Annotated in this window: 10 protein-coding genes; 9 read left to right on the top strand and 1 reads right to left on the bottom strand. The window is 63.3% G+C overall.

What is annotated here, in order from left to right; translation table 11 throughout:
* Nucleotides 1-318 precede the first annotated feature (318 nt).
* From M3484_RS21755 to M3484_RS21720, 8 genes are all read left to right on the top strand, one after another.
* Nucleotides 319-11,217, top strand: coding sequence for a calcium-binding protein (locus M3484_RS21755; RefSeq protein WP_249499216.1), 10,899 nt, complete (start codon nt 319-321; stop codon nt 11,215-11,217).
* Between the two features lie 19 nt (nt 11,218-11,236).
* The gene (locus tag M3484_RS21750) at nt 11,237-11,545 is read left to right on the top strand and encodes a DUF3467 domain-containing protein (protein WP_143040590.1); all 309 of its coding nucleotides are present in this window, start codon (nt 11,237-11,239) and stop codon (nt 11,543-11,545) included.
* A 122-nt stretch (nt 11,546-11,667) separates the two neighbouring features.
* Nucleotides 11,668-13,164 (top strand): efflux RND transporter periplasmic adaptor subunit, encoded by a 1,497-nt coding sequence (locus tag M3484_RS21745; protein ID WP_249499215.1) that lies wholly within the window; start codon nt 11,668-11,670, stop codon nt 13,162-13,164.
* Nucleotides 13,137-15,140, top strand: a complete 2,004-nt coding sequence (locus M3484_RS21740; protein ID WP_249499214.1) for a site-2 protease family protein — start codon at nt 13,137-13,139, stop codon at nt 15,138-15,140. Before M3484_RS21745 ends, M3484_RS21740 begins: the two co-directional genes overlap by 28 nt.
* 28 nt (nt 15,141-15,168) lie before the next feature.
* A complete protein-coding gene (locus M3484_RS21735; RefSeq protein WP_249499213.1) occupies nt 15,169-16,653 on the top strand; it encodes a TolC family protein in 1,485 nt (494 codons plus the stop codon).
* Nucleotides 16,640-17,494 (top strand): efflux RND transporter periplasmic adaptor subunit, encoded by an 855-nt coding sequence (locus tag M3484_RS21730; RefSeq protein ID WP_249499212.1) that lies wholly within the window; start codon nt 16,640-16,642, stop codon nt 17,492-17,494. The genes M3484_RS21735 and M3484_RS21730 overlap by 14 nt, the downstream gene beginning before the upstream one ends.
* Nucleotides 17,491-18,591 carry a BamA/TamA family outer membrane protein gene (locus M3484_RS21725; RefSeq protein WP_249499211.1) on the top strand — a complete coding sequence of 367 codons (1,101 nt, stop codon included), beginning with the start codon at nt 17,491-17,493 and terminating at the stop codon, nt 18,589-18,591. The genes M3484_RS21730 and M3484_RS21725 overlap by 4 nt, the downstream gene beginning before the upstream one ends.
* A gap of 262 nt (nt 18,592-18,853) precedes the next feature.
* Complete coding sequence (locus M3484_RS21720) at nt 18,854-19,072, top strand: hypothetical protein (RefSeq protein WP_249499210.1); 219 nt, start codon at nt 18,854-18,856, stop codon at nt 19,070-19,072.
* A 294-nt stretch (nt 19,073-19,366) separates the two neighbouring features.
* Here the strand turns inward: M3484_RS21720 and M3484_RS21715 are convergent, their stop codons facing one another.
* A complete protein-coding gene (locus M3484_RS21715; protein WP_249499209.1) occupies nt 19,367-20,149 on the bottom strand; it encodes a response regulator transcription factor in 783 nt (260 codons plus the stop codon).
* Nucleotides 20,150-20,336: 187 nt separating this feature from the next.
* Between M3484_RS21715 and M3484_RS21710 the strand changes: the two genes are divergently transcribed.
* A complete protein-coding gene (locus M3484_RS21710) occupies nt 20,337-22,322 on the top strand; it encodes a sensor histidine kinase (RefSeq protein WP_249499208.1) in 1,986 nt (661 codons plus the stop codon).
* The last annotated feature ends 66 nt before the right edge of the window (nt 22,323-22,388 follow it).

Genomic DNA, 22,388 nt, shown 5'->3' with positions numbered 1-22,388 from the left:
GCTGTGGCCCCCTCGCCGCAGACCGGGCCTGGTCAGGGGCGTCCGCGCGGGCCAGGCCGAAGGTTCAGAGCGCGTTAACGGGGGTGCCGGTGGCATCCCCGAAGCAAACCGGAGACGTTTCTGCAACAAATGCGTCGCCAGTGACACGCATTATGTTCCGGGGCGTTACGTTCTGTTTCAGACGGTTGCCTCTGCCCGCTTGATCGCGTGGCCCGCTCCCTGCGAAAGATACCTGCTGCCTTCGCGCAGACGTTAACGCGGCTTTGGCCAGCGGGTTCCAGTGCCAAATTCCCCCCAATTTCCGGTTCGGAGACGCTGATGACCCGTGAGCTGATTTCCTCGTTTCATGAGCTTTCCGCAACGGCCGGGCCGGTTGGGCCAGAGCTGGTAACGTCCGGGCTGGTTACCCCGGATTTTGTGCCGCTGGAGCCGCGTGTTCTGATGGATGCGACGCTGGGCTGGGATATCTCGGGCGCCGATGACCTGGCGGAGTTGCTGTCGGGCGTGCATCACCTGCTGGAAAACCAGCTGACCGGCATTGATGATATCCTGTCGCAATTCGACACCCTCGCCAGTGCCGCGCTTGGCGTGCTGGATGTGCTGGGCGGCGCCGGCAGCCAGACCGGCGTCAGCGGCGCCGATCAGATCCAGGACATTGCCAACCGGCTGCGGGCGACGATGGCGGAGTTGCGCGACAGCTCTGCCCTTGCGCTGCGGCTGCTTGGCGCGGATACGGCAGGTGGCGATGCGGTTGCCGATCTGGTCGGGCTGCTGAATGCTGAGCTGGGCGGATCGGTTGTCACCGGGGACGATATCCGCGCGACCTTTGATCTGGTGGCATTCACCGGCAATACCGTCGGAGCCAATATCGACACGCTTGTCGACAGCCTGCTGTCGCGCAATCCGGGTGCGGGGTTCACTGCTGAAGGGCTGCATGCCACCATCACCTCGGTCACCGATGACTATTACGCTGCCGCGCTGAACGGGCTGTTCAGCATCGAGCTGAACGATATCATGATCGGCGGCCAGACCCTCGTCAGTTTCACCCAGAATGTGCTGGATCCGACCCGCGTCGATGTGGCGATCAACCTGCCGCAGTTCGATTTCAACTTTGACGCGCTTGCCGAATGGGCGTTTGGTTCTGCCGCGCTGCCCTTCGATCTGGCGATTGAAAGCGACGCAACGCAGTTCCGCTTCCAGCTGGGCGGCGAGATCGCGGCGGTCGAGGGCGGCACCCAGATCCGCCTGCATGTCGACAATCTCGACTTTGACCCACTGGCGCAGTTCGGCGGGCTGCTGGATGTCACTGGCTGGAATGAGACGGTCAGCCTTGGCCTGCTGTCGCTTGGCATCGACGCGATTGCCCTGGCGGAGTTCCGCGTTGCGGTCAGCTATGACGCTGATGCCGATCTGGGCTGGGGCCTGACCATCGGCGCCGCCGGGATCACGGTTGAGCGGCTTGATACCAATACCGGCCTCGGCATCACGACTGAGATCCGCGAGATCGGTGCTGCGGATTATGCGGAAGTGACCGAGGGTGCGGTCTATGCCCTGGCGGCTTTGCAGCTGAAAGGCGGGCTTGATCTCTTTGGCCTCGTAGATGGCCCGGATGGCGAGGGGATGCCCTTCGCGATCAATATGACGCTGTCTTCCGCGCTCTTGGGCAGCGGGATGGCGGATGCCGGCCTCGCCGACCGGCTGTCGCGCTTCCTGTCAGATGCGCGGATCGGCTTTGATGTCGACCTTTCCGCATCGGTGGCGGATGAGGGCCTGCGCGAGACGCTGGAGGGCGCGATTGAGGGCCTTGCGGCGATGGGGATGGAGCAGATTTCCTCCTTCCTGTCGGACATCGGCGATGTGATTGCCGGCCTTTTGCAGAACTCGCTCCTGAATGTCGAAATCCCCTTCACCAGCATCGAGCTGTCCTCGGTGCTGGCCGAGATCGCCAACGCTTTCACCTCGATCAGCGATCTGTTCCATATTGATCCGGCGGGGCTGGGCTTTGATCCGCAGGCCAGCTCGGTTGCGTTGATTGCAACGGCTGTGACCGAACTGACCGCCGGTTTCGACCCCACGGTGCTGAGCGGTCTCGATCAGATCACCTTTGTTGTCGTGACCGAGACCGGGCGCGAGACGGTGACGGTCAGCCTGACCGGCAATGCTGTCTTGGCCGATCCCACGGCGACGGTTGCCGCGAAGACCGCCGCGCTTGCCGCGCTGATGAACACCGCGCTGGCCGCCTATGGCTTTGCCGTCACCGCCAGCGGCCAGGACCTGCGCATTGCCACCGCGAATGGCCAGCCCGCCGCCAATGCGCTGGCGCTCCTGGGCGCGCGGCGCAGCAATGGTCAGGCGACGGAGTTCGATTTCACCGATCTCGGTTTTGCCGAAGATCAGCTGGCCGGCGCAGCCGGGGTCTATGCCGATGGCGAGAAGGAAATCCTCGGTCTGCGCCTGGTGGATGCCCAGGGCCTGACCTTCACCCCTGGCGCGGATTTTGCCGAAACCATGATCGGGGTGGAAAAGCTGATCTTCACCGCCGTGGTCGATGGCAAAACGATCCCGGTCCAGGTGCTGAAACCGGCGGATGGCTGGTACGATGCGGCTGGTACGCCGAACCTGACCGGCATGCTGGCGGCGTTTGAGGCCGCACTGGCGCTGAACGCGCTGCCGTTGGAGGTCACGCTGGAGGATGGCGGCTTCAGCTTCGCCGCTGTGGGGCCTTCGGGCACCTCGATCACCTTCGGCGCTGATCCCGAACAGATGACGCGGGCCTTTGACCTCGCCTCGCTGATGGAATGGGTCAATCTGCAACTGGCGCAGACTGAGACGCTGGCAGGTGCCGAGCTGCGGCTGACCGCCGACGGCGCGCTGATGTTCACCTTCCCCGAGGTGACGGTGAATGCCGAAATCGAGGGCAATTTCTCGCTGGCAAATCTCGGCCTCGACGGGCTGTCGAACCTGTCGCTTGCGGCCCGCGTGCAGGCGGCGCTGTCGGCCAGTTTCGACGCGGCGGTCGGGATTGACCTGATCGGCTTCGCCTCGGCGATGGTGGCCGCTGCGGGCGAAGGGTCGAATGCCATCGAGGCGCGTCATGCGCTGGACAAGGCAGAGGGGGGCGAGAGCTCCATCGGTTCGGCGCTCCTCGACAATATCTTCTTTGCCGATCTGGCCTTGCAGGCGCAGATCACCGGCAGCGCCAGCAATATCACCGGCAGTGCCGATCTCGGCCTGATGTCCCTGACCTTCGGGTCGCAAAACTCCGCGCTGAACTTCCTGGAAATCGATACCCAGTTCGATTTCAGCATCCTGGGGCAGGGGGATGGCGGTTTCTCCAGCCGGGTGACGCTGCAGAATATCCTCGACGCTTTCCTTTATGAGGATGCTGACGGCACGCTGAACGTGACCCGCGGGCTGAACACGCTGATTGGCCGCGCCGATCTGCAGGGCGGTATTGTCACCGATGGCAAGGGCGCCGCGCTGGACGCGGATGGCGCGGCCACCACCGACCGCACCGATCTGCGCCATGTCGATGCCGATGGTTACACGCTGTCGGAAGGCGAGATCCTGTCGCAATTCTACCTGCAGCTTGGCGATGTGAAACTGAATGTGATCGGGATCGAGGGGCTGAATGAGGGCCTGATCGACGGCATCGCGCTGACCATCGACGATCTCGCCAGCCCGCTTGACAGCCTGAACTACCGCCTGCTCGGCGACGGGACCGAGGCGATCAATTCGCTGGCGACGCTGGGCGATGGCGACATTCTCGACAGTTTCAGCACCATCCTGAACCTCGTCAGCCTTGCAGGCGAGACGCTGAAGGAGAAGCTGCCCTTCCTGAACCAGAATATCCCGCTGCTGAATTTCTCGGTGCTGGATGCGGTGGATTTCGCCAAAGACCTCGCTGCCGAGATGCAGGAGTTGCGCGACAACCCGCAATCGGGTCTGGCCAAGCTGGAGACCATGCTGGAAGGCGTCTTCGGCCAGGACACCGTCAGCCTCGTCTGGGATGCGGATGCGAAAACGCTGCGCTTCGGGCTAAGTTTCTCGTTCCTGCAGGATTATGCGCAGTCGCTGCCGTTCAACTTCGATCTGCAATCGCTGATCGGCGATCAGCTGGCCTCGATCGTCGGCGCTGATGCCGCGAAGATCCTGACCAATCTGGCCGATGTGAAGGGCGATGGGCGGCTGGTTTTCGACCCCGATCTGACGATGAATTTCGCCTTCGGGATCGACCTGTCGAAGGTGTTGCTGGATGACGCGCCCACCGCGACCGGCGAGACGCTGCTGACCGATCTGGCGACGGTCGGCGCGCTGGTTGAATCCGCCGAAGGGGCGAATGATCTGCGCATCCGCTGGAAGGATGTGACCACGGGCGCGGCAAAAACCGTCAATATCGACATTGCCGGTGCCGCCACGCTGGAAGAGCTGGTCGCGAAGATCAACACGCAGCTGCAGGGCGCGATAGGCGCCAATGTCAGCTTCACCTTTGACGCTGAAACCGGGCAGATCACGCTGGCCGATGCCAATTCCGGCATCATCCTCGCCGATGATGTCGAGGCGCTGTTCGGGGCCGAGACGGCTGTCGCGGAAGTGGTCGACGGCGCGACCGTTCTGGCGTTGGCCGAAGGGTTTGAGGATTACGCCGCCGGCTACAGCTTCCACATCGCCTTTGGCGCCGATGCCGGCAAACTTGGCGCGGGCGTGGATATCACTATCGCCGCCGAAGAAGGCCGCACGGCGGAGGAATTCGCCGCGGCCCTGAACGCTGCCCTTGCCGCCGCCGATGTGGCGCGCAGCGAGGTCTCCGGCCGCGCGGTTTCGGGCTGGGCCATTGCGGTCAGCCAGCTGGTCCGCGCCGAACTGGTCGATGGCGAAATCCGCCTGACCGGCACCAATTTCGCCGAGAGCGTCGGCGCCGGTCCGATCACCTTCGGCGTGTCCGGCACCGATGGCGGCCATGCCGTCACCTTCGAGATTTTCGAGCTGGGCGGATCCAACGCCGCCCGCCTTTTGGGCTTTGACAGCATTGGCAAGGTGATCTCGGGCGATGTCACTTCGAAAACCCTGCTGCAATCGCAGGAAATCGGCGCGCCGCGCGTCTATCTCGATACCGAGGCCTCGGGGCTGAAGCTGGAATTCACCGCTGGTGCCGAGGATGGGCTGAACCTGAAACTCGGCTTCGGCCCGATCTCCATCGGCGTCGTCAACGGGACCGCGCTGCTGACGGCGGGCGCGGGCAGCACCGACCCGGCGCACCTGTCGCTTGGCTTCAACGATGTCGATGGCGACGAACACGTTGGGCAATACAATCTCGGCGACCTGGCCGCGCTGGTGATGGATGGCGGGCGCTCGTTGCTGGATCTGTTCAACATCGACGTGGCCATCGGGATCGTGGTCGATCTGGCGTTCGAGGACAGCCTCGGCTTCCTCAACAAGAACGAACATGGCCTGACCTACCGCGCCGATCTGGTCACGACCAATGGCCCGGTCTCGCTGTCGGGTCAGGTGCTGGATGCCTTCTCCGGCGATCTGATCAATCTGTGGAACGGCGATGATCTGGAGGGCGAGTTCGATCTGCGCCTGCCATCCATCGATGACATCACCAGCTTCCTGTCGGATTTCAACATCCTGGCCTTCCTGAACGATCCGGCGGCGGTGCTGGACGGGCTGGATATGATCCTCGACCGCATGCAGCAGCTGTTCGATGACTATCTGAAGGGCATCGACCTGCCGGTGGTCGGCAATGCCATTGGCTCGGCCGTCACCTTCTTCAGCGATTTCCGCTATGGCATTCTGGCCGAGGCGCGCGAGATCGCCCATACGCCGATGGAAGATGGCAGCCTGCCGACCACTATCGACCTGCTGACCGGCTGGTTCAACGATCAGCTGAACGCGGTCTTTAACCCGAATGGCGAGAAGATCCAGTTCATCCAGGCCGCCCTTGATACCGAAGGCGGCATGACCGACAGCTACCTTTACGGGGCGATCAATTTCTCGGCGGTGATCTTCGACGAATTCCTCGACATCGCCTTCGATCTTGGCCTGCCGGGCTTCGATCTGGCGGTGAAGGAGGGCTCGGGCATCCGCATCACGCTGGATTACAGCGTGAACCTTGGCTTCGGTCTGAACAAGACCGGCTTCTTCCTGCTGAACGACACCGATCAACAGGAGATCCGCATCGGCGTGACGGCGGATGCCGGCACCTTCCAGGGCTCGGCCAAGCTGATGGGCATCCTCGGCCTTGATGTCGATGCGATCACCAAGGTGGATGGCAGCTATATCGGTGAGGGCACGGGCGAGGGCACCGCGATTGTCACCGGTACGCTCGGCGTCGATCTTTACGGCGATCAGGGCCTGACGATCATCGACCGTGACGCCACCGAAGGCGCGGGCGAGATTGCGATTGATCTGAGCGGCATTACCCCGCTGACCGGCGCCGGGGCGGAACTCAGCTATGAAAAGCTGGTCTATCTGACCCGGCTTTCTACCACCAATCTGGTGAACTTCGTCTTCAACGCTTCGGTCGATATCCAGCTGGGCCTGACCGCGAACATCATCGACCCCACCAAATCCGGCAACCAGCCGCTGCTGATCGGTGGCTATCAGGTGATCCCCTCGGTCAAGACCGAGCTGATCGTGCTGGGCGGCTATGATTCCACCAGTGGCGGGGGCTTCACCTTCGAGACGGTGGCCTTCGAGAATGTCCGCATCGACGCCAGCGTGCTTTACGACGCAGTGATCCGCCCGATCCTCGACCCGCTGATGGCCTTTATCGAGCCGCTGGCCGCTGCTTTCAGCTGGATGCAGGAGGTGCCGTTCAGCTTCGTCGTCGACGCGCTGTCGCAGTATTTCCCGATCTTCGGCGTGGTCAACTCGGTTCTGAAGACCATCACCGACATCGCGAATTTCGTGGAAGCACTGCATGCCTCCGATGGCGAATTCGTCTTCGGCACCTTCGATTTCACCGGCAGCTTCGTGGGTGACGACGCGACGGGCAAGATCGACAGCTCGTCGATGGTGATGGATGCCTCGGCCTCCTCGACCTCGGTGCTGGCGGGCAGCACCAGCGGCAACGCGCTTGGCGTTTTCGGCAGCCTTTCCAGCGGTTTCGCACTGGAATTGCCGCTGCTGAGCGACCCCTATTCCGCGATCAATATCCTGCTTGGCAAATACGACCAGGTCGATCTGGTGAAGGTCCACTTCACGCTCTTCAACCTGAATCTGCCGAAGACCGATTTTGTGCAGCTGATCCTGGGTGAGATCGGCGCGCCGGGCTGGGTAAAATCGATCATCTCGGGCGCGCTGAAATTCGAGATCGGTGCGCATGCCTATGCCGGTCTTTCGGCGGGCTATGACCTCTCGGGCATCGTCAATTTCGTCAATACGCTCGATCCGGTCCGGCTGCTGGATGGCGTCTTCCTCGACACCAAACCCTTCATCGATGTGGGCTTCCAGGTTGCGGCTTCGCTGAACCTTGGGATTGCGGGGATCAAGGTTGGCGGCGGCGCCAGCGTCTGGCTGGGCTTCAACGACCCGAATGACGATGGCAAGCTGCGCTTCCCGGAACTGCTGGCGATCATCGATGCCGGGATCGAGAACCCGTCGAAGTTCCTTGGCTATCTGTTTGAGGGTGGCTTCAACGTCAATTTCTACCTCTCGGTCTGGGCCGGGATCAAACTGGGCTTCATCAATCTGACCTTCGATATCGATGTGGTTGATTTCGATGTGACCATTCCGTTCGGGGGCTTCCAGTTGCCGCCGCGCCTGACGCCCGCCGTGGCGGATGGCGGCACCGCTGTGCTGGCCGTCGGCTCGAACATCGGCAATTCGATGTCGACCATGGACAAGGATGGCAATGACGTCATCACCCTGACCGGGCCGCATTCGCCGATCCAGATCGGCCTGTCGAATGAGCAGGGCAGCCTCGGCGGGTCGATGAACCAGAATGTCGGCGGCATTATCATTCCGGCGGGTGAGGGCAACAACACAATCAACCTGTCGCAGCTGGGGACCGATATTCCGATCGTGATCTATGCCGATGGCGGCAATGACACGGTGATGCTGCCCGATGAGGGGCTGATCGTGGTCTTCCTCGGCGATGGTCAGAACAAGGTCACCGCCAATCCGGGCGCGACGGGCACCTATGTGATCTTTGGCGGCTCGGGTAATGATGTGATCGATATTCCCGGCGGCAATGTCGTCTTCTTCGGTGATGGCGATTACGGCATGCGCGACATTTTCCTCGCGCGCTTTGCCAGCACCGATCTGTCGGTGGCCGAGATGACCGCGATCCTTGGCATCACGGCGGATGGCCAGGTCGATACCTCGGCCCGGGCCGAGGCGAATTACGCGATCACCGATGTGGACGGGGTGGCGAAGAAGGTGACGCTTGCGGCCTTCCTCGATGACTACACCCGTTACACCCAGACCAGGGCCAGCACGGCTGCCGATACCGTCACCACCGGGGCCGGCAATGCGCTGATCATGACCGGCGCAGGGGCCGACAAGATCAGGGCAGGCGCGGGCAGCAGCGGTGTCGTCAAGGTCTATTCAGGTGCGGGCGATGATGACGTGACCGTCGCTGGCGCATATGCCTATGTCGAGGGCGGTGCGGGCGCGGATATCATCCGCACCGATGCGGCGGCCTCCGAGATCTGGGGCTGGGGCAAGGCGGCGGGCGAGAGCGGCCTGTTGGACACCACCGGCAATCCGCAGGCGGCCAAGATCAACCAGCTCGCCAGCCGCGACGGCGCCGATATCATCATCGGCGGCGCCGGCAGCGATACGATCTATGGCCAGCTTGGCAATGACGTGATCGAAGGCGGCGGCGGCAATGACGTGCTCTATGGCGGGCGCGGCACCGATCTGATCACCGGCGGGCGGTTCGAGATCACCTCGGCCAAAACCGGCGCGTCGATCTCGGTCGAAAGCTACAACAAGAACACCGGCTTTGGCCAAAGCGTCTACCTCTCGACCCAGGATCTGGCCGATGGCAATGACGCGATCTATGGCGGCGATGGCGATGACATCCTGCTGGGCGGGGGCGGCGACGACACGCTTTCGGGCGGGCGCGGCGCCGATGTTCTGATCGGCGATTTCGCAAAGATCCGGCTGTCGGCGAACCTCGTGGCCGAGGATATCGAGACGCAGTTCGACAGCTCGGCCAATGCCGGGGTGGACCATCTGAACGGCAATGAGGGCAATGACATTCTGATCGGCGGCGGGCGCGGTGACATCATCACCGACACGCTGGGCGACAATATCATCCTGGGCGATTTCGGCGTGGTGCGCGGCACCCGTCTGAATGAGGCGGTGTCTTCGGTCGAGACCCGCACCGATGCGATGGGCGGGGCCGATCTGATCACCACCGGCGCAGGCAATGACTATATCCTCGCCGGGATCGGCGATGACACGATCTATTCGGGCGATGGCAATGATGCGATCCTGGCCGATGACGGGGTGATGTATCTGCTGCGCGACAAGGATGGCACGGTTACGGCCACGCTGGTCGATACCGGCACCTCGACCGGCAATGATGTGATCGTCACCGGCAATGGCAACAGCCGGGTGATCGCGGGTCTGGGCGATGACCGTATCACCGTGGGCCACGGCCATAATGTGATCATTGGCGATCTGGGCCGCATCGACGCGACCTCGGCCGAGGGGATCTGGACCGCAACCGATGGTGCCGACACGCTGTTCGGCGGCAATGGCTGCAACCGGGCGGTGCTGGGCGGCGGCGATGACCGCGCCACTCTGGGCAATGGCGGCAACCGGGTGATCGGTGATGCCGGCACCCTGTCCTGGATCGGGCTTTCCGATTTCGGGGGCGACGTGATGGAGACCACCTATGCCAATCGTGGTGGCAATGACGTCATCACCACCGGCTCGGGCGCGGATGTGATCATGGGCGGCTTCGGCAATGACACGCTTTACGGCGGGGCGGGCGATGATGTGATCCTCGGCGATAACGGGCGCTATGCGGCGCCGCTGAACGGCAACGCTGGCCGCATCACCTCGCTGGTCGGTGAAGAGGAAGGCCGCGATCTGATCTATGGCGGCGCGGGCAATGACATCCTGATCGGCGGCCAGGGCGATGACAGCCTGTATGGCGGCACAGGCGAGGATGTGATCTTCGGCGACAGCGGTGAGGTCACCTTCACCAATGCGACCGATATCGTCACCCTTGAGATGACCGATGTCACCCGGGGCGGCAATGATTTCATCCATACCGATGCCTCCGACAAGGGCGATGACATCCTGCTGGGTCAGGCCGGGAATGACACGATCGAGGCGGGCGGCGGCGATGATGTGATCCTCGGCGATATCGCCACCTTCCTGTTCTCGCATCCCGATCTTCGCCTGCCGGGCCAGTCGGCGGCGGACCGCATGATCCGGCTGGAATCGACCCGGATCGACGTGGGCGGCGATGATCTGATCTATGGCGGCACCGGCAATGACATTGTCGTCGCGGGCTTCGGGGCCGATACGCTTTACGGCGGCGATGGCCAGGATCTGCTGATCGGCGATACCGCGATCATCACCCGCCGCTGGGAAAACGCGGCTGCGGGCGGGCTGATGGAATGGCTGACCATCGACACCAATTTCGCTTTTGAGACAGGTGGTTACGACCATATCTACGGCGAAGGCGGTCATGATGTGATGATCGGTGGCCTTGGCCCGGATATGTTCTACGGCAACACCGCCGAGGATGCGATCTTCTCGGATGGCTATGCGGGCCTCTTCCGCGCCTGGCTGCCCTCGGGCTTTGCCGACCGGGCCGAGAAGGATCAGCGCTACCTCTACACCTCGAACTTCGCCGGGCGTGGCGCGGTGGATGTGGTGTCGAACGCGCAGCAGAATGCGGCGATCGGCAACCCGCTGGAGGCGGTGCTGGAAAGCCCGCTCGGCAAGGTTGTGCCCTTCCCGGGTCTGTCGCGCCATGCGCTGGACCCCGATCTCTGGCGGCGCAGCATCGACATGCTGGACGATCCCGACGTGTTGCGCGCGCTGGCGCAGCTGATTGCGATGGGGGCGGGGTCCGACCTCTTGGCCGAAAGCATGCTCGCCACGCTGATCGAGGCGGGGCTGCTCTCGGGCGATACCGATCCGGTGATGCTGGAGATCCTGATCGGGCGTCTTGCCCAGGTGCTGCAAATGCGCGCCACCAATGCCGAGGCCGTGACGGGTGATCGCCCGCTGGCCGCTGAATAAGACAAAAAAGGAAAGAAAAATGACCGATACCCCGGCCACCAAAGGCAAACACACCACCTCGATGAATGGCATGACCATCCATTGGCATGACGACAAAATGGAAAGCGTCTACGCCAATATCGGCACCGCCACCGCCAATCGCGAAGAGTTCTATCTGCTGCTCGGCACGCATCAGAACTGGCGCGGCAATGCCGGCGACAACAAGGAAATCGACGTGAACCTGTCGACCCGCGTCGTGCTGAACCCCTATGCGGCCAAGCGCTTCGCCGCGATCCTGACCGGCTCGATCAAGGCCTATGAAGATCAGTTCGGCAAGATCGACATCTGACCATAACCTCCGGAAAGATCGCAGTTTTGCTTGATCAGGCCACATCAGTCTTCGTGACCGGTGCGGGGCGCCATGTCCTGCGCATCTTCGGTGAGCCCCCCTCGCCGGAGGAACGCGCGCTTATGGATGATCTGCTTCAGGAGCGCCCTGCGGCGCGCAAACACGGGCGCGGCATGGTGATCTCTGTGCCGCTGCCGGGGGCGCATTGGTGCATCTGGATGCTGGACAGCGTGCCGGCGCTGGCCGGGATCGGGCCGATGCTGGCACGCGCCCAGGCGATTTCGGGCGGGCTGGCGGGGTATGGCGCCAGCCAGGCGCGCCCCGTTTCGCAAAAGGGGCCGGAACTGACGGCGCTCGCGCTGGCGCTGAAGGCCCCGGTGCGGCGCGCCGAGAGTGTGGTGCAGTTCCTTGGTGAGCGGCTGGTCGAGGCGGGCGAAGGCTCTGGCCTCGCGATCTTTACCCTGAAAGGCGAGCGGGTCGCGAAGCTCTGGGCCTCGGACAGCGGTATTGCGGCGGCCTCGGATCTGATCCGAAACCTTTTGCCCCGCGCCATCGGCGTCGCGGGCAACAGCCCCCTGCGCTTCGATCTGGGAACGGATGCGCAGGGGGCGCTTGAGGCCGGGCTGATCCTGGAACGGCTGGGCCGCAAAAGCCTGACCCTGTTGCCGCCCACGCAGCCGGGCGGCTATGGCGCGGTGCTGTTTGATACGGAAAGCGCCGATCAGGGCATGGCGCCCGCGATCCCGGCGCTGATGCAGCTGATCCACCCGCTGCGGCTGCAGGCAAAATCCGCGCGCTGGCGCTGGATGAAGCCGCTCGGCTGGGCGGCGGCGGCGATACTGGCGGTCTTCCTCGCCTGGCCGGTGCCGGAGAGGATCACCCTGACCGGGGTCGCGACGCCCGAGCATTCGGTGATCGCCGCGCTGTCGAGTGATGCCGTGCTGGAGGAGATGCTGGTCCGCGTGGGCGATCAGGTGGGCGAAGGCCAGCCGATGGCCCGCTTCCGCTCCACCACCCTCTCGGAACAGGCGGCGCAGGAGCGGCTGAACATCTCGGTCGAGGAGCTGAACGCCCAGGCCGCGATGGCGAAGAATGATTACGGCGCGGTGCGGCTGCATGAAAGCCGTCGCCAGATCGCCGAGGCGCGGCTGGCCGAGGTGCAGCGGCGGATTGATCAGCTGGTGATCCTGGCGCCGGCGGCGGGGCGGGTGATCTCGGCTTTGCCAGCGCATGCGACCGGCGGCAGTTTCACCACCGGGCGTGAGGTGGCGCAGATCCAGACCGGGTCCGATTTCGTGATGGTGCTGACGCCCTCAACCGGCGATGCGCGCCGGCTGACAACCGGCATGCAGGGCAGCGCCATGTTCCGCGGCCTCAGCGATGCGGAATACCGCGTGACGGTGATCTCGCCCCCGGCGCTGGTCAGGAACAGCCAGACCGGCACCGATCATCTGGAACTGATCGCCCGCATCGACCCGGGTGATGACCGCCTTCTTGCCGGGTTGACCGGCTATGCCCGCCTTGAAGGAGAGACCACCCCCCGCATCCTGGGCCTGACCCATTACCTGACCGAATATGCAAGGACCACGCTATGGACCTACCTCGGCCTGCGCTTGTGAAGCAGGTGGAGCTGCATCTCTCGGCCGAGGGGCGGGGGTTCAGCTATCTGCTGGTGGACCGTGTCAGCGGTCAGATCCTGCGCCTGAGCCGGGCGGCAGCGGCGGGCTATCGCCGCTTTGCCGCCGCCGCACTTGGGGACAGTACCGCGCGCGAAGGGCTGGGGCAGGACGAGGCGAAGCACGGCTTCACCGCTTTGTCCTGGCTCAGACAGATGCGAGAGGGTGCGCGGTTCCAGCGCAAACCCTTCAACCCGATGCAGATGCAGCTGCCATTGTTCGAGGCCGCACCGCTGCAGCCGCGCCTTGCCTGCCTGTCGCGGCTGGCCTTTGGCCTGCCGGGCATCGTGATGCTGGCGGTGCTGGGGCTGATCGTTCTGATGCTGGGCAGCCGGAACGACTGGAAGATCATGGTCGAGTTCCGCGAGGTGTTTTCGATCGAGGCGCTGCTGACCTTCGGCCTTGTCGCGCCCTTCCTGAAGCTGATCCATGAATTCGGCCATATCCTTGCCGCTACTGCCTGCGGCGTGCGGCTGCGCAAGGCCGGGGTGAATGTGATCGGGCTTTACCCGATCCCCTATGTCGACTGCTCTGAAGCCGACCTGACCGCCAGCCGCCGCCAGCGCATCCTGATCTCGGGCGCGGGGATCCTCACGGATCTTTGCGTGGGCCTCTTGCTGTTCATCGCCTGGCACCTGGTCTGGAGCGATGAGCTGCGCCAGGTGCTGGGCCGTGCCTTCGTCTTCTCGGTGTTCAGCTCGCTTCTGTTCAACGCCAATCCGCTGATGCGGATGGATGGTTATTTCATTCTGGCGGACCTCCTGAACCACCGGAACCTTGGCACCGATGCCACCACGGCGCTGCGGCGACTCTGGCGGTCGGGTCTGGGGCTGGCAGCGACGCCGCAACGCTTTCCCATGCGCCATGAGCTGGCGCTGGCGGGGTATGGCCTTGCCTCGATGATCTATCGCTGGGTGATCCTGCTGACACTCGTCTGGAATTTGCTGCCGCGTTATCTGGGGCTTGGCCTGCTGGTCGGCGCCTGGGGCGGCTGGCTGATGCTGGCGGCGCCGACGCTGAACCGGCTGAACACGCCGCCGCCCGCCAATGTCGCGCCGCAGGCGGGCGGGCGGAGGCGCCGGATGCTGGCGGCAGGTGCGGGGCTTTTGCTGACCGGCGCGCTGTTCATCCCGGTGGCCCCGGTGGCGGTGATCGAGGTCGCGCCGGATGCGCTTGGCCGCTATGCGGTCACCGTGAAACAGCCCGGATTCGTCAGTGAAACCGTGGCCGAGGATGGCCATGTCGCGGCAGGCGCTGTGCTGCTGACGCTTTCAAACCCGGCGAGTGAGGCGCGGGTTTCGCTCGCCGCACTTGGGGTGGCTGAGGCCGGGCTTGCCCGCCAGATCGGCACTGCCAGCGGAGCTGCGGGATTGCGGCGGGGCGAGGATCAGGTGATTGCCGCCGAGGCGCAATATCGCCTGGTTGAGGCCGACCGCGCAGCGCTGACCCTCACCGCGACCGAGGCCGGTCGCTTCACCCTGACCCGCCGCTTGCGTCCGGGGGAGTTCCTGCCCGCAGGCACCGTGATCGGGCGGCTTTTGCCCGATACGGCGGAGGTCGTGATGGTCGGCGCGGTGCCCGAGCGGCTGGTCCAGCATTTTGAACGGGGCCTGAGCCGCGCGACGCTGCGTCTGGATGGCAGCTATCTGCCGCTCGACCCCGCCGCGCTGCATCTGGCCGAGGAACCGCGCCAGGAGGGGCAGCCCGGTCAGCAGGATGGCCGCAGCTTTACCCTTCGCCTGACCGCGCCGGTCACGGCTTCGGGGCTTGAGGCGGGCGCGGCGCAGCTGCGGCTTTCATTCGAGCCGATCCCGGTCTGGCGCCACGGCGCGCTTTGGGTCGCGGACAAGATCACACAATTCAGGAATGCCGAAATTGCCGAGCGGCAACAACGGCTTGAGAACAATGGCGGGCAGTAAACCCCCGAAAGGATCAGAGGGTAAGATCATGAACAAGGGAGCGATTTCGCTGCTGGCACTGGTGGCAGGCTTCGGGCTTGCGGCCTGCGATGGCATGTCGAACAAGGCCACGCCGGAGCGGCTGGACGGGCTGGTCACCAATGGCGTCGATGGCAAGAAGCGCGAAAAGGCCGAGGGCGCCTTTGACAAGGCTATGGCCCGCGCCAATTCCATCGCCGGTCTGAATGAGGCGCTTGGCGGCGATGCCACCATGAACGCGGGCGCTGTGCCGCTGAACACGCTGCTTGAGGCGGCGCTGGAGCATAACTCCGACCTTGGTCGTGCCGCCCAGGACATCAACCGCGCCGATGCGCAGCGGATGCGGGCGATCTTCGGCTATCTCCCGCAGCTGAGCCTGAACTACACTTCCTCGACCGTCGATACGACGGTGGTGTCTTCGGATAACCAGGTGTTTGAGCTTGGCACCGCGAATTACCCGGTGACCACGATGTATGTCGAAATGCGCCAGCCGCTGATCGATATGAGCCGGATCTATGGCATCAAACTGGGCTCCACCGCCCGCACCGCCGCCGAGGTCCGCTATATCGCCACCGCGCAAAAGGTGCTGTTCGAGACCTTCGACGCCTATCTGGTCGCGAGCCAGAGCAAGGCCAAGATCACCGAGCTGAAGGCGCGCGCCGAAAGCCTGCGGCGGCAGTCGAGCGCCGAAAGCGTGCTGACCGATGCGGGTCTGGCCAATGACACCTCACGCCGGGCGATCCTGACCGAACAGGCCCGCGCGGAAAGCGATCTGGCCATCGAGACCACCCGCTATGCCGAGGCGCTGAGCCGCCTGTCCTGGCTGACCGGCACCGCGATTTCGGATGTGCAGAAAGTCGATGTGCCCGGCTCGATCATGGGCAGCGAGCGCAATGTCACCGCCGAAGCCGCTAAAGAAGCCGCGCGCAAGAACAACCCGGAGCTTCTGAGCATCGCGATTGGTGTGGTGCAGGCGGATCTGGCGCGCAAACAGGCGATTGCCGCCGATTTCGGCCCGGTGGTCGATCTGTTCATGACGATGGAGACCGAGACGCGTGAGGGCAGCCGCTTTGGCGGTGGTTCGGAAACCGAGGAAACCACCACCGGCGTCCGCGTCACGCTGCCGATCTTCAACGCGCGCGGTGACGGGCTGCGCACGCTGGATGCCAATGTCGATCTGCGCGCCGCAATCGTCGATTTCCACGCCTCGCGCCGCCAGGTCGATACCGAGACGGTTATGGTGCTGGAGCGGATGAAACAGCTGTCGGCCTCCATCGGGCGGCTGTCGCAGGCGGCCTCCAACGCCAATGCCAATGCGAAGACCGAGCGTGACCGCGTGGCGACCGGCGAGTCGAATGAGCTGATCCTCGCCGCGCGCGAACGGCAGTCCAGCGAGATGAAGATGGAGCTGGAAGTGCAGCGCATCGAATATCTGCGCGCCTGGGTCAAGCTGCAGCACCTGACCGGAGCGATGAACAAGAATGTTCTGCGCTAAACCTCTGCTGCCCCTCACCCTCATCTGCGCGCTGCTGCCGGGTCAGGCCCCGGCGCAGAGTTCCGCGCAGGACCTGGCACCCGGCTTTGCGCCGATGCCGGTCTCCTGTGCGGTGCGCGCCTTGCGCGAGGTCAGGGTGGCGGCGCCGGTCTCGGGCGTGATCGCCAGCGTGGCGGTGCGGCCCGGCCAGAAAGTGGCTGAGGGCGAGGTGCTTGCACGCTTCGATTCCCAGCTGGCCGAGGCGGAACTCGCACTGGCCGAGGCGCGGGCCAGCGATACTGCTGCGCGCGACAGTGCAACGGCGCGGATCGCGGCGCTGACCTCACGCCTTGCGCGGCTGGAAAAGGCGCTGCGCAGCCGGGCGGTCTCGGAGGCGGAAGTGGAAACCGCGCGCCTCGATCTCGATCTGGCGAAAGGCGAGCTGCTGCGCGCCGAGGCGGAGCTGCGCTTCGCCGGGCTGGAGGCCGCGCGGGTACGGGTTGGCGTCGAGAAAGCCGTGATCCGCAGCCCGGTTGCCGGCACTGTGGGCGAGATGCTGATCGATGCCGGGGAGGCGCCCGACAGCCAGCAGCCGATTGCGGTGATCACAGTCACCGATCCGCTCCGGGTTGAAGCCTGGGTGCCATCCTCCGAGGTGCCGGCTTTTCTTGCCATGACCAGCTTCCGCGCCCGGATCGGCGGCACCGAACGCCCGCTCGATTTCGATTATGCCGCGCCGATGGCCGATATTTCCTCGGGCACCATCTCGGTCTTTTTCACGCTGACGGCCCCGGATCTGCTGCCGGGGCTGGACTGTCAGATCATCACTCCGCCGCCCGGCGGTGAAGGAGCGAAGCTATGAGCCGCCACATCCTTTCATCTCTCGCGGCCCTTTTTGCGCTGGCCGCGCCGGTTGCCGCGCAACAGACTGGCGGCGGGGCAGAAGTCTCCGCCGGGGCGGCCTGGTCCTCGACCAGGGGCGCGATTGTGAGCATCGGGCTGGAGGGGGAGAATATCCTTCAGAGCGGCATCGATCTGGGCCTCGAATATCGCGAAGGCGAGAAGGGCCAGGATGGCCGGCTGCGGCTGCGCTATGTGCATGACATGGGCGACACAAGGCTGGGCACTGACACGCGGCTGATCCTGTCGGGGCTGCACAGCCGCAGCAACTGGGATGATGATGGCTATGCCACCGCGCGCTCACGCCTCGGGCTGGCGGTTTCGGCGCGGGTTGCGCCTCGGGTCCGGGTGCAGGGCGGCGTGTTCTGGCAGGAAGATGCCATCGACGATATCGAGATTGACACCTCGCCGCTGATCCTCTCCGAACAGGGCCATTCCGACACTGCCGGGATCGAGCTGACGCTGAGCTTCGGTGAGATCGACCACCGCCAGTTGCCCGGTCATGGCCAGATGCTCGACCTGACCTGGACCAATGCTTTCGCGGGCGACCGGCATTTTGACTCGCTGGAGATGAATGCGGTGATCGCCCGCAGACCGGCACCCGACTGGGCGCTGAGCCTGCGTCTGGGCGGGGGCGCCATCGAGGCGCGGGACGGGCAGAGCCTCTCGATCCATGACCGCGCCTTCCTTGGCGGCAAGGCACCACGCGGCTTTGGTATCGGCGGCGTCGGCCCGCGCGATTACCTTGCGGATGTGACCGACACCGCGCTTGGCGGCAGCCGCTATGTCCTCGCCAGTGTCGAGCTGCGCCGCGATATTTCCGAGCGCTTCATGATGGGGGCCTTTGTCGATGCCGGCAGCGTCTGGAAGCTCGACGGTGCGCCGGTCGGTGCCGGTGGCCCGGTGGATGACAGCTATGGCCTGCGCAGCGCCGCCGGCCTGTCGCTTTACTGGAAGACGGGGCTTGGCATCGTGAATGTCAGCTTCGCCGCGCCGCTGTCGCACCGGGAACATGACAGCCTGAACCGGGTCTCACTGAACCTGATCTCCAGCTTCTGACCGGCGCATCCGGCCACCCGGAGCCACCGGTTCCGGGCCGCACCGCCGAGGCGGCCCGACTGTTACCCGCCCGCATCACTTTCAAACACGCGCTGTTGCTCGGTGTTTCATTACGTTACTTTATGACAATTGCCCGGTTTTCCCTGAAACTCTATAAAATAAATCATTGCAGCTTTTGTGAGTGGTGTCGGGTTCCGACAGAAAACAGGAACAGATGCAGCCACTGCCTGCACGGTCTGATCCGAGCACGCGGAGAGCCATCATGAAAACTGAATCATCGACAGAGTTGGCAGAGCGGATCCTGGACTGGCTGGAGCATTACGCCAGCACTCCGGGCCCGGCTTCTGGTCCGGGCGATGACGCTTTGTTTTTGCTTTTGGCGACGCTGAAAAGCGATCTGCAATATGTAAGCAACATGGCAAAGCCGCCGCCGCCCTCCCGTCGGCGACCGGGCTTTTCGCCTTTGGCTGTATCACGCTGACGAAATCGGGTTTCGCCTGAAGCGGGGGAAGCGCTTCAGGCGGCGGCCCTATCATGGATACAAGAATGACCAGGCGATTTTTCACATGTCATTGCGGGCATAAAGTCCGCTTTTTGTCCGTGCATTGCGGCCTCTGCTGGGCCCCGACGCCGTTGCGCAACAGAGGCTGGGTCTGGATCGGCACCGGGCTTCTGGTGACCGCCGCTCTGCTGGGGTTACTGATGTCTCTGGTGGTCTGAGGCATCCCGGTGTCAGGCCCTTCCTGAAGCGAGGGCATGACACCGGAAATCCGGCTCAGGTGATGATGATAGGTTCAAGCAGACGAATACCCCCGCCGCGAATGATCTGGACCGGCAGTTCCGTGCCCGCCGATCTGATTTTGATCCGCAGCCGGCTGATCGCCACATCAAGTTTGCGGCTTTCGACCGGCACAAAATCCTCCTCATAGATGCTTTGCAGGCTGTTGCGGCTGATAATCTTGCCGACCTGGCCCGCCATCTGCTCCAGCAGGAGCGACTCCTTGCCGGAGACTGCCAGCGTCGCGCCATTTGGGCAATGCAGCGCCTGCCGCGCCCGGTCCAGTACCCAGCCGCCCGTCTTCGCCGCAGGCAAGGCGGGCTCCGGGGCGGTATAGGGCAGCGGGGGAACCGTCTCAGCCTTGTCCTGTGTCTGGCTCGCCAGCCCGCGCATCCGGCGTACCCGCAGCCCCAGGTTCCACGCCGCCAGCGCCAGTTCCTCACTGTCGACCGGCTTCGTCAGATAAAGATCGGCCCCGGTCTCATAGCCCCTGACGCGGTCCTGCCGGCTGCCCCGCGCAGTCAGCACGATAATACCGGCATCGCCTTTTGCGGCCATGAACCGCGCCAGATCAAAGCCGCTGACATCAGGCAGGTTGACGTCCAGAATGACCACGTCATAACGATTTTGCTGCAGGGCCGCGAAGAAGGCCGCCCCCGTTGCCGCCTCATCCACCACGAAATTGCAGAGGCTCAGATACTCTGCCAGGCCACGCCGGAGATCCTCATTGTCCTCTACGAGAACTACCCTCTGCCGCGGAGAGTCGGGGTTTCTTGGCATCAGGAGCAGGCCTCATTCATATGTCTCAGACCCGTCTGCGGGACGGGGCGGGAAACGTGCGGTTCGGGGCGTGGGGAAAAGGAAAGCACCTGGCCGCAGAATGGCAGCCGCACTGAAGCACATGGAATGGTCAGGATCAGTTAACACATTCCGGGCCTGTGCCGGTAGGTGGTTAGGCGCCGTTCTGGTGATCTTTTTAATCTTTGTATCCGCAGGCACCGCCGGGGCCGACATGGTTCCGGGCGCGCCACTTTCGCTGGAGGGCCGCGTCGCCATGCTGCGCGACAGCACCGGTCAGCTGAGCCTGACCGACGTGCTGGAGCGCCAGGACAGCTTCGTCCCGACAAAGCCCACCGCAAGCTTCGGCTATACCAGCGACGCGATCTGGCTCAGGCTGGAGATCACTGCGAAAGAGCGCAAACGTGCGGTGCTGAGCCTGCAGCCGAACTATCTCGACCTGGTGGATTTCTACATTGCCGAAGAGCGCGGCGGCCTGCGCGCCACCGATTTTGCGCTGTGGAAAGGCGGCGATCACCGGCCGTTTCAGGAGGACGGGATTTCCGGCCTGATGGATGCGGTCCGCCTTGATCTGAAGCCGGATCGCACGACGGTGGTGCTGATCCGCATTGAAAACCGCAATTCCTCGACCCAGGTCGATCTGCGACTTTACCCCGAGCAGAACCATATCATTTTCGTCACCACATCGGCCCTGATCTACGGGCTGTGGTTTGGCGGCATGGCGATCATGGTGATGATCCAGTTCGTGTTCCTGTATTATGACCGCAAGCCGCAATATTTCTGGCTGGCGATGGCGACATTCGGCGTCTCGATGATCTATTTTGGTAATCTCGGGATAAGCCGGGTCTATCTCTTCCCGGGGAACGGCCGTGCCAATGATTTCTTCATCGGATTCAATGCCTGGATCGGGATGACGATCAGCGTGGTGTCCTGCATAAGTATTATGGAGATTATGCGGAAGAATATCTTTCTGCGGATCTCCTACATCATACCGGCGATGCTTGGTCTGGTCGGAGGTTTATTCTCTGCGCTCGGTATGAACCTCGTCTTTGGTCCGATCGGATCGCTCGCTGCCTTGGCAATCGCCATCCTGAATATGTGCGTGGCAATCTACTATCGTAACGAGGATGGATTTGCCGGAAAGATGCGGGCCACCGCCTATTCTCTGACCGGGATAGGCGTTTCAATGGCGCTGATGCAAAGATTAGGCGCGCCTTTGCTGCCGAATTTCGTTATGCACGCCTATGGAATTGCCGTTCTCGGCCAGATGCTGCTATTGACCGGCGCAATGGCGGTGCGGATGCGTGATATGGAATCCCGCAACCGCATGATCCGACAGCGCGAGCTGGAAACCGCGAAAACGGCTGAAAAGAAGGCGGCAGATCTGGTCGAGGAACGGACAGAAGAGCTTGCCTCCGCAAAGCAGGTGGCGGAGGAGGCCCTGCAGGCGGAACTGGAAAGCCAGCGTCAGAAGATCAATTTTTTTGAGGCGGTATCGCATCAGTATCGCACCCCTCTGGCAATCATCCGTGCAACGGTGGACGCAATCGGTATGTCGCTTCCCACGGAGGATGAGGTCAACGAAGGACGTATAACCCGCGTGCGCCGCGCCATATCCCGGCTTGTCGATATTCTTGAGGTGAACCTGGTCCGCAGCCGCGTCCAGGGCGCGTCTTTCCGGGCAGATCTTGAAGCGCATACCGTCAGAAATCTGATCGCCGCAGGCACTGGTCGCGCAATGGAACTGATGCCAAATGCGCAGTTGGAACTGATTATAGAGCCAGATACAGAAGATGCCCTTATTATGGCCGATCTGGAAATGTTTGAAATCGCCCTGGTCAGCGTGATTGAAAATTCCACCAAATACGCCTCTGATGAACGCAGCTCTGAAATAGCGCTGACGGCCGGACTGGAGGGCGATGAAATCGTCATCAGTATCAAAGACAACGGCGTCGGAATACCCGAAGACGAGATTTCCAGAATATTTGGAAACGGCTATCGTGGCCGCAGCGCGATAAATATCGACGGCTCCGGCCTTGGACTGTTCCTGGTCGACCGGATCATTGCATCCCACTCCGGCACGGTCACGGCAGAGAGTAAGGTGGGAACCGGCACGACGATAAGCTTCCGCCTGCCACAGGCGCCGCCAGTCTGAGCCGGAGCTTTGGAGAAATTTTTGCGCATTGTAGGTGTTCAGATAGGGTATTCGGCTGGCGTCCCA

It is taken from the genome of Pseudomonas sp. GX19020, from assembly GCF_023371075.1.
Taxonomy (GTDB): Bacteria; Pseudomonadota; Alphaproteobacteria; order Rhodobacterales; family Rhodobacteraceae; genus Pseudogemmobacter.
The sequence above is the reverse complement of the archived record's forward strand: the minus strand, read 5'-3'. Positions and strand labels throughout refer to the sequence as shown.

Bases quoted from the DNA above. Each gene is read 5' to 3' on its own strand.
- M3484_RS21740 (WP_249499214.1), top strand. From the start codon at position 13,137: ATGGACCTACCTCGGCCTGCGCTTGTGAAGCAGGTGGAGCTGCATCTC.
- M3484_RS21755 (WP_249499216.1), top strand. From the start codon at position 319: ATGACCCGTGAGCTGATTTCCTCGTTTCATGAGCTTTCCGCAACGGCC.
- M3484_RS21715 (WP_249499209.1), bottom strand. From the start codon at position 20,149: ATGCCAAGAAACCCCGACTCTCCGCGGCAGAGGGTAGTTCTCGTAGAG.
- M3484_RS21735 (WP_249499213.1), top strand. From the start codon at position 15,169: ATGAACAAGGGAGCGATTTCGCTGCTGGCACTGGTGGCAGGCTTCGGG.
- M3484_RS21750 (WP_143040590.1), top strand. From the start codon at position 11,237: ATGACCGATACCCCGGCCACCAAAGGCAAACACACCACCTCGATGAAT.
- M3484_RS21730 (WP_249499212.1), top strand. From the start codon at position 16,640: ATGTTCTGCGCTAAACCTCTGCTGCCCCTCACCCTCATCTGCGCGCTG.
- M3484_RS21720 (WP_249499210.1), top strand. From the start codon at position 18,854: ATGAAAACTGAATCATCGACAGAGTTGGCAGAGCGGATCCTGGACTGG.
- M3484_RS21725 (WP_249499211.1), top strand. From the start codon at position 17,491: ATGAGCCGCCACATCCTTTCATCTCTCGCGGCCCTTTTTGCGCTGGCC.
- M3484_RS21745 (WP_249499215.1), top strand. From the start codon at position 11,668: ATGGATGATCTGCTTCAGGAGCGCCCTGCGGCGCGCAAACACGGGCGC.